Origin of the sequence: Streptomyces mesophilus (genome assembly GCF_040300965.1) — a bacterium.
GTDB lineage: Bacteria > Actinomycetota > Actinomycetes > Streptomycetales > Streptomycetaceae > Streptomyces > Streptomyces mesophilus_A.
Genome location: NZ_JBEPEW010000056.1, coordinates 39,861 through 48,428, shown reverse-complemented (window position 1 = coordinate 48,428; position 8,568 = coordinate 39,861). Strand labels below are relative to the sequence as shown.

The window sequence follows — 8,568 nt, the reverse complement described above, 5'->3', positions numbered from 1 at the left end:
CCGCGGCCCGTGAGGCGGCCACCGCGGCCGAGCGGAAGCGGGCCGCTGTGGCCGCGCGGCGCGAGGCGCTGGCGATGGGGCTGCGGCGCAAGGACGGTACGGGCACGCTGCTCGCCGCGAAGGAACGATTGACCGGGCTTTTGGGGCCGGCCTCCGAACTGCTCAGCGTCGCCCCCGGCTACGAGGTCCCCGTCGCCGCGGCCCTCGGCGCCGCGGCCGATGCGATCGCCGTGTCCAACCCCGCGACCGCCGCCGAGGCGATCCGGCTGCTCCGCAAGCAGGACGCCGGGCGCGCGGCCATACTGCTCGGCGGCGGCCCCGACGACGTACGCGACGAGCAGCGGCCGGACGGACCGCCGTACGCGGCCGATCTCGTGCGCGGCCCCGATGAGCTGTTGCCCGCCGTACGGCGGCTGCTGCGCGGGATCGTCGTCGTCGGGACCCTCGAGGACGCCGAGGATCTGGTCTACGCGCAGCCCGAGTTGACGGCGGTCACGGCCGAGGGTGATCTGCTCGGGGCGCACTTCGCGCAGGGTGGTTCGGCGGGTGCGCCGAGCCTGCTCGAAGTACAGGCTTCCGTGGACGAGGCCGCCGCGGAGCTTGAGGAACTGGGCGTCCGCTGCGAGGAGTTGGCCGAGGCACAGCACGCGGCGACCGAACGGCGGCGCGCTTCGGCCGCCCTGGTCGAGGAGTTGGGCGAGCGTCGCCGGGCCGCCGACCGCGAGAAGTCGACCGTGTCGCAGCAGCTGGGGCGGCTCGCGGGACAGGCGCGTGGCGCGGCGGGTGAGGCCGAGAGGTCCACCGCCGCCGCGGCCCGTGCCCAGGAGGCGCTGGACAAGGCGCTGATGGACGCCGAGGAGCTGGCCGAGCGGCTCGCGGTGGCCGAGGAGGCGCCGGTCGAGGAAGAGCCCGACACCTCCGTACGGGACCGTCTGTCGGCCGACGGAGCCAACGCGCGGCAGACCGAGATGGAGGCCCGGCTCCAGGTGCGCACGCACGAGGAACGGGTCAAGGGCCTGGCCGGGCGGGCCGACGGACTCGACCGCGCCGCACGCGCCGAGCGCGAGGCCCGCGCCAGGGCCGAGCAGCGGCGCAGCCGGATGCGGTACGAGGCGAACGTGGCCGAGGCCGTCGCCTCGGGTGCGCGCCAGCTGCTCGCCCACGTGGAGGTCTCTCTTGTACGGGCGCAGGAAGAGCGCGATGCCGCCGAGCGGGCGAAGGGTGAGCGGGAGCAGGAGCTGACCGCCGCGCGCGGGCAGGGCCGCGATCTCAAGGCGGAGCTGGACAAGCTGACGGACTCGGTGCACCGCGGCGAGGTGCTCGGTGCCGAGAAGCGCATGCGGATCGAGCAGCTGGAGGCCAAGGCCCTCGAGGAGCTGGGCGTGGAGCCGGCCGGGCTCGTGGGGGAGTACGGGCCCGATCAGCTGGTGCCGCCCTCGCTGCCGGCCGAGGGCGAGGAGCTGCCCGAGGATCCCGAGCACCCGCGCAACAAACCGCGCCCGTTCGTACGGGCGGAGCAGGAGAAGCGCCTCAAGGCGGCCGAGCGCGCGTACCAGCAGCTCGGCAAGGTGAACCCGCTCGCGCTCGAGGAGTTCGCGGCCCTCGAGGAGCGGCACAAGTTCCTCAGCGAGCAGCTCGAGGACCTGAAGAAGACCCGAGCCGACCTGCTGCAGGTCGTCAAGGAGGTCGACGAGCGGGTCGAGCAGGTCTTCACCGAGGCCTACCGCGACACGGCCCGGGAGTTCGAGGGCGTCTTCAGCCGGCTGTTCCCGGGCGGTGAGGGCCGGCTGATCCTGACCGACCCGGACAACATGCTCACCACCGGTGTGGATGTCGAGGCGCGGCCGCCGGGCAAGAAGGTCAAGCGGCTCTCGCTGCTCTCCGGTGGCGAGCGGTCGCTGACCGCCGTGGCCATGCTGGTGTCGATCTTCAAGGCCAGGCCGAGCCCGTTCTACGTGATGGACGAGGTCGAGGCGGCGCTCGACGACACCAACCTCCAGCGGCTGATCCGGATCATGCAGGAGCTCCAGGAGTCCTCGCAGCTGATCGTGATCACGCACCAGAAGCGCACGATGGAGGTCGCCGACGCGCTGTACGGCGTCTCCATGCAGGGTGACGGCGTCTCGAAGGTGATCAGCCAGCGCCTGCGCTGACCTGCCTACCAAAAGTGGTGGTGGTGCCCGAGATGTGCGCCACTGGACAGGTGACCAGCACACAGGCGCGTGAAGCCGCTCCGGACCATCTCGGCCATGTCATCTTCATCACGGCCGCCGCCGCGATGGGCGGTTTTCTCTTCGGCTACGACAGCTCCGTGATCAACGGCGCCGTCGAGGCGATCCGAGACCGCTTCGACGTCGGCTCCGAGGCCCTGGCCCAAGTGATCGCCGCCGCGCTGATCGGCTGTGCCATCGGTGCCGCGATCGCGGGCCGACTGGCCGACCGGATCGGCCGTATCCACACCATGCGGATCGCGGCCGTGCTGTTCACCGTGAGCGCCATCGGCTCGGCGCTGCCGTTCGCCCTGTGGGACCTGGCGATGTGGCGTGTGCTCGGCGGTATCGCCATCGGTATGGCCTCCGTGATCGGACCGGCGTACATCGCCGAGGTCTCGCCGCCCGCGTACCGAGGCCGGCTCGCCTCCTTCCAGCAGGCCGCGATCGTCATCGGCATCGCCATCTCGCAGCTGGTCAACTGGGGCATCCTCAACGCCGCCGGCGGTGACCAGCGCGGCAACATCATGGGCCTCGAGGCCTGGCAGGTCATGCTCGGCGTGATGGTCGTCCCGGCCGTGCTCTACGGGTTGCTGTCCTTCGCGATCCCCGAGTCGCCGCGCTACCTGATCTCCGTCGGCAAGCGGGAGAAGGCCAAGGAAGTGCTGCGCGAGGTCGAAGGCGACAAGATCGACCTGAACGTGCGCGCCGACGAGATCGAGCTGGCGATGCGCCGCGAGCACAAGTCGACCTTCCGCGACCTGATGGGCCGGCGGGGCTTCCTGCCGATCGTCTGGATCGGTATCGGACTCTCGGTCTTCCAGCAGCTGGTCGGCATCAACGTGATCTTCTACTACAGCAACGCGCTGTGGCAGTCGGTCGGTATCGACCCGGCGAGCTCGTTCTTCTACTCGTTCGAGACCTCGATCGTGAACATCATCGGTACGGTCATCGCGATGGTCCTCGTGGACCGGATCGGCCGTAAGCCGCTCGCCCTGATCGGGTCCGTGGGCATGGCGATCTCGCTCGGATTCGCCGCCTGGGCCTTCTCGTACAAGGAAGGCACCGGCGACGACATCACGCTGCCCGATCTGCAGGGCACCGTCGCGATCGTCGCCGCCAACTGCTTCGTGCTCTTCTTCGCCCTGTCCTGGGGTGTGGTCGTCTGGGTGCTGCTCGGCGAGATGTTCCCCAACAAGATCCGTGCCGCCGCGCTGGGCGTGGCCGCGGCCGCCCAGTGGATCGCCAACTGGGTGATCACGGTGACGTTCCCGACGCTGTCCGACTGGAATCTGTCGGGCGCGTACATGATCTACACCGCCTTCGCCCTGCTCTCGATCCCGTTCATCCTCAAGTGGGTGCCGGAGACCAAGGGCAAGGCGCTGGAGGAGATGGGCTGACCCTGTCGCCAGGTGGTCAGAGCTTGCAGTTCGGCAGGACCCGTTCGGTGAACAGGTGCAGGCTGCGCCAGCCCTCGTCGATGGGCATGCCGCCGCAGAGCGGGTGCAGGACCAGATTGCCCAGCGAGGTGTCGGCCGCGGTGACGCACTCCTCGGGCGTGAGGATCCGGTAGACGCCCTCGGCGCGCAGCTCCTCGACCGTGGTCGCGCCCGAGCTGACCGCCGACTTGATGTCCTTGCTCTGCCAGGACTTGTACATCTGCGCCTCGTGCAGGAAGTGGTGCCCGAACTCGGCCCACGTACGGTCCGGGTCCTCCGAGATGTGCAGCAGCGGAGTCTCCTCGCCCGGCATCAGCATCCAGCCCTCGGTGCCGTACTCGGCGAGCTTCTCGTTGTAGTACGTCTCGAGCTCGGGCAGGTGCGCGCTCGGGAAGAACGGCAGGCCGAGCCGGGCCGCGCGCCGGGCGGCGGGCTTGGAGGAGCCGCCGACGACCAGCATCGGGTGCGGGTCCGTGTACGGGCGGGGCGTCACGCGCACGGTGCGGCCCTCGTACTCGAAGGGCTCGCCGGTCCAGGCCTTGAGCAGCGTTTCCAGGAGGTGGTCCTGGAGCTTGCCGCGCCGGCCCCACTCGACGCCGAACATCTCGTACTCCTCGGGGCGGTAGCCGATGCCCGCCACCGTCATCAGACGGCCTTTGCTCATCAGGTCGAGGACCGCGATCTCCTCGGCGATCCGCAGCGGGTCGTGCAGCGGGCCGAGGATCGCGGAGATGGTGACGGCGATGGTGCGGGTCGCGCCGAAGACGCCGGCCGCGAACGTGAACGGGGAGGGCAGCCAGTTGTTCTCCACACCGTGGTGCTCCTCGGTCTGGATCATGGTCATGCCCGCGCTGTCGGCGAAGCGGGCCATCTCCAGTGCGGCGCCGTAGCGGTCGGCCAGCTGCGCGGGCGTGCCTTCGGGGTCGATGAGGTTGAAGCGTGCGACCGAGACGGGCATGTCGGGCGTCCCCTTTGTCGACAGTGGTCGGGTGGGGGCGCGGCGAACGCGAACGTCCCCCTTCGGGCCGTGGTTCCGGCGAAGGGGGACGTTAGCTGACGTGACGTCAGATGGACAGGGGCGGGAGCCCGTCAGATGGACAGGGCCGGGACGCGTTCTTCCTCGGCGTCCTTTGAGGCGGCCTCAACCACCGGATCGGCCACGGCAGTTGCGGGCTTCGTCCGCGGCAGCAGCGCGTACAGCGCGGCGGCCACGACGATGGTGACCGCCCAGCCGAGACCGTTCTGCCCGATCCAGGTCGAGGACAGCGGGCCCGCGAACCAGTCGACCTTGGTGAAGGCGAGACCGGTGAGCAGCGCCACGCCCCACGCGGTCATGGCCTGCCAGGCGAAGCCGCCCTTGTACCAGTAGGCGCTGGTGCGCGTGGTGTCGAGCAGCGCTTTCGCGTCGTACGACTTACGGGTCAGCATGTCGACGCCGAAGACGCCGATCCAGGCGGAGAACGCGACCGCGAGCAGCGTCAGGAACGAGATGAACGAGCCGATGAAGCTGGTCGCCACGACCATCAGCAGGAAGCCGAAGACCAGGCTGATCACGGCGTTCACGGAGACCGCCCAGTGGCGCGGGACCTTGATGCCGAGGGTCTGCGCGGTGAAGCCGGCCGAGTACATCGACATCGAGTTGATCAGCAGCATGCCGACCAGCGCGATGAGCAGATACGGAACGGCGATCCAGGTCGGAAGCAGCGCGCCGATGAAGGACACCGGGTCCTGGGCGTTGGCCAGGTCCGGCGTGCCGACGGCCATCACGGCGCCCATCAGGACCATCGGGAGCACGACGATGCCGGCGCCGCCGATCGTCGTGGAGACCATCTTCGGGGCCGAGGCGGTACGCGGCAGATAGCGCGTGAAATCGGGGGCCGAGGGCACCCAGCTGATGCCGCCCGCGCCGATCATGCCGATGCCCGCGACGACCATCGCGGCCGAACCGGCCGGCTTGTCGAAGACGGCGGACCAGTCGGTGTTCGCGATCAGGTAGACGAGCACGAGGACGCTGAAGGCCCCGAAGAGGTACGTGGACCACTTGCTGCACACGCGCAGGGCGTTGATGCCGAGGCCGGAGACCACGAAGGTCAGGGCCACGAAGACCAGAAGGGTGACGACGATCAGCGCGGTGTTGGACTTGATGCCGAAGACCAGGTCGAGCACCGTCAGGATCGCGTACGCACCGGTGACCGCGTTGATGGTCTCCCAGCCCCAGCGGGCGACCCAGATCAGCGAGCCGGGGAAGAGGTTGCCGCGCTGGCCGAAGACCGCGCGCGAGAGGGCCATGCCCGGGGAGCCGCCGCGCTTGCCCGCGATCGAGATCAGACCGACGATGCCGTACGAGACGATCGGCGCGACCGCGGCGACGATCAGGACCTGCCAGAAGTTCAGACCGTTGAAGACCACCAGGCCGGCGCCCATGGTCAGGAGCAGCACGCTGATGTTGGCCGCGACCCAGGTCGGGAACAGCTCGCGTATCTTGCCGGTGCGCTCGTTGTCGGGGACCGGTTCGAGGCCCCGGGTCTCTATCGCGCTCTCGCTCTGCGGGGCGGCGGTGGCGCTCTTGGACGCGGACATGCACATGCTCCGTGGGGGGAGGGGGGTGCCACAGCAACGTCGGGTGGCTGGGGTGGGGAGTCGCCCATCATCGTACATTCGCCCGAAAAAGACCAAATAGAGGCCTTGGTCCTTGGTGGGAACCTACAGGCGGCGACCTCGGGCGGTCCGTGGCTGATACTGGGTGGGTTATGGAAATCGTCATCCTTGCTGTAGTCATCGCCCTGGTCGCGGTCGGTGCGATCAGCGGGCTCGTGGTCAGCGGCCGCAAGAAGAAGCAGCTGCCGCCCTCGTCCCCGTCGACCACGCCGACCATCACCGCGCCCCCGGCCGAGCCGCATGTCGGCGAAGAGGCCGCGGAGCCGCGCGAAGAGCCGCGCCGCACGATCGAGGAGGTGGAGCTCCCCAAGGCCGAGGCCCCGGCCGAGGAAGCCGAGCCGGTCGTCGAGGAGCTCGAACGCACCCCGGAGATCGAGGTCCCGGAGCCCACCGCCGGACGGCTCGTCCGGCTGCGCGCCCGGCTCGCCCGCTCCCAGAACTCGCTCGGCAAGGGGCTGCTCTCGCTGCTCTCGCGCGAGCACCTCGACGACGACACCTGGGAGGAGATCGAGGACACCCTGCTCACCGCGGACGTCGGTGTCGCGCCCACGCAGGAGCTGGTCGAGCGCCTGCGCGAGCGCGTGAAGGTGCTCGGCACGCGTACGCCCGAGGAGCTGCGCGCCCTGCTGCGCGAGGAGCTCCTGACGCTGGTCGGCCCCGACATGGACCGCGAGGTCAAGACCCACAACGACCGGGAGACCCCGGGCATCGTGATGGTCGTCGGCGTCAACGGCACCGGCAAGACCACCACCACCGGCAAGCTGGCCCGCGTCCTGGTCGCCGACGGCAACACCGTCGTGCTCGGCGCCGCCGACACCTTCCGTGCCGCGGCCGCCGACCAGTTGCAGACCTGGGGTGAGCGCGTCGGTGCCTACACCGTGCGCGGGCCCGAGGGCGGCGACCCGGCCTCCGTCGCGTTCGACGCGGTGAAGGAGGGCAAGGAGATGGGCGTCGACGTGGTGCTCATCGACACCGCCGGGCGTCTGCACACCAAGACCGGACTCATGGACGAGCTCGGCAAGGTCAAGCGCGTCGTCGAGAAGCACGCCCCGCTGGACGAGGTGCTGCTCGTGCTCGACGCCACCACCGGCCAGAACGGCCTGGTCCAGGCCCGTGTCTTCGCCGAGGTCGTGGACATCACCGGCATCGTGCTCACCAAGCTCGACGGCACCGCCAAGGGCGGCATCGTGGTCGCGGTGCAGCGCGAACTCGGCGTCCCGGTCAAGCTCGTGGGCCTCGGCGAGGGCCCGGACGACCTGGCCCCGTTCGAACCCGAGGCTTTCGTCGACGCCCTGATCGGCGACTAGCCCCCACCCCGCACGCAGGAAGGGCCCGCTCCTCACCGGGAGCGGGCCCTTCCGCGCGTATGGGGGACCAATTGTCTCGCGCAAACCGGACATTCCGGGTGCACTCGTAGGCAAATGGTCCCCGAATCACTCGCCGCACCCACCACCCAGCCCAGCCATCCCGCCCCCGGAGCCCCAACCCACCCGGACCCGGACCGGACCCGGACCCGCCCCCAAGCTCAGCCCAGCCGCCGCGGCCCCGTCCGGTGTGACGCGTACGCCAGCGCCCCGAGCACGAGGCGCGCCTGAGGCGGGTTGGATGCCGAGTCGAGGGCCGGGGCGCGCAGCCAGCGGACCGGGCCGAGGCCGGCGCGGTCGGACGGGGGAGCGGTGATGAAGTCGCCGCGGCCCAGGCCTCGCAGGTCCAGGTCGGCGTCGTCCCAGCCCATCCGGTAGAGCAGCGAGGGCAGTTCGGCGGCGGCGCCGGGGGCCACGAAGAACCACGCGCGCCGGTCCGGGGTGGAGATCACCGGGCCGAGGGGCAGGCCCATCCGTTCCAGGCGGATCAGGGCGCGGCGGCCCGCCGACTCGGAGACCTCGAGGATGTCGAAGGTGCGGCCGGCCGGGAGCATCGCGGCGGCGCCGGGGAACTCGCCCCAGGCGCGGGTGACTTCGTCGAGGGTGGCGCCCGCGGGCAGTTCGCCGGCGAAGCTCAGCGGATGCGCGCCGGGTGCCGCACATCGCGTATCGCCGCAGGAGCAACTCCCGGACGCGGCGCGGGCACCCGGGACGACCGCCCAGCCCCACAACCCGGTGAACTCGGCCACGGCCGTGCACTCGGACATGCGGCCGCGTCGCCGCGCACCGGTGCGGGTCTCGCGGATGCCGCGGCTGCCGCCGATAGTGAAGCCCATGCCCCCTCCAACGGGTCGAGCACGTCCATGGTTACGAGCCGGAGTTCACCCCTGACTCTCC

General features: G+C 70.4%; 5 protein-coding genes and 1 pseudogene. 3 read left to right on the top strand and 3 right to left on the bottom strand.

The features are described from left to right. Positions 1-2,153: pseudogene (locus ABT367_RS20730) on the top strand (chromosome segregation protein SMC); the annotation flags it as partial. Positions 2,154-2,185: 32 nt separating this feature from the next. Then, positions 2,186-3,610 carry a sugar porter family MFS transporter gene (locus tag ABT367_RS20725; RefSeq protein WP_352254539.1) on the top strand — a complete coding sequence of 475 codons (1,425 nt, stop codon included), beginning with the start codon at positions 2,186-2,188 and terminating at the stop codon, positions 3,608-3,610. Between the two features lie 16 nt (positions 3,611-3,626). On the opposite strand, the gene ABT367_RS20720 is transcribed toward ABT367_RS20725, so the two are convergent. Further along, positions 3,627-4,607: an LLM class flavin-dependent oxidoreductase gene (locus tag ABT367_RS20720; protein WP_352254538.1), complete on the bottom strand. Its 981-nt coding sequence runs from the start codon at positions 4,605-4,607 to the stop codon at positions 3,627-3,629. Positions 4,608-4,738: 131 nt separating this feature from the next. Next, positions 4,739-6,229, bottom strand: a complete 1,491-nt coding sequence (locus ABT367_RS20715; RefSeq protein WP_352254537.1) for a cytosine permease — start codon at positions 6,227-6,229, stop codon at positions 4,739-4,741. Positions 6,230-6,399: 170 nt separating this feature from the next. Between ABT367_RS20715 and ftsY the strand changes: the two genes are divergently transcribed. Beyond that, positions 6,400-7,614 carry a signal recognition particle-docking protein FtsY gene (ftsY, locus tag ABT367_RS20710; protein WP_352254536.1) on the top strand — a complete coding sequence of 405 codons (1,215 nt, stop codon included), beginning with the start codon at positions 6,400-6,402 and terminating at the stop codon, positions 7,612-7,614. A 218-nt stretch (positions 7,615-7,832) separates the two neighbouring features. Here the strand turns inward: ftsY and ABT367_RS20705 are convergent, their stop codons facing one another. Continuing rightward, positions 7,833-8,507 carry a bifunctional DNA primase/polymerase gene (locus tag ABT367_RS20705; RefSeq protein ID WP_352254535.1) on the bottom strand — a complete coding sequence of 225 codons (675 nt, stop codon included), beginning with the start codon at positions 8,505-8,507 and terminating at the stop codon, positions 7,833-7,835. Positions 8,508-8,568: the final 61 nt, after the last annotated feature.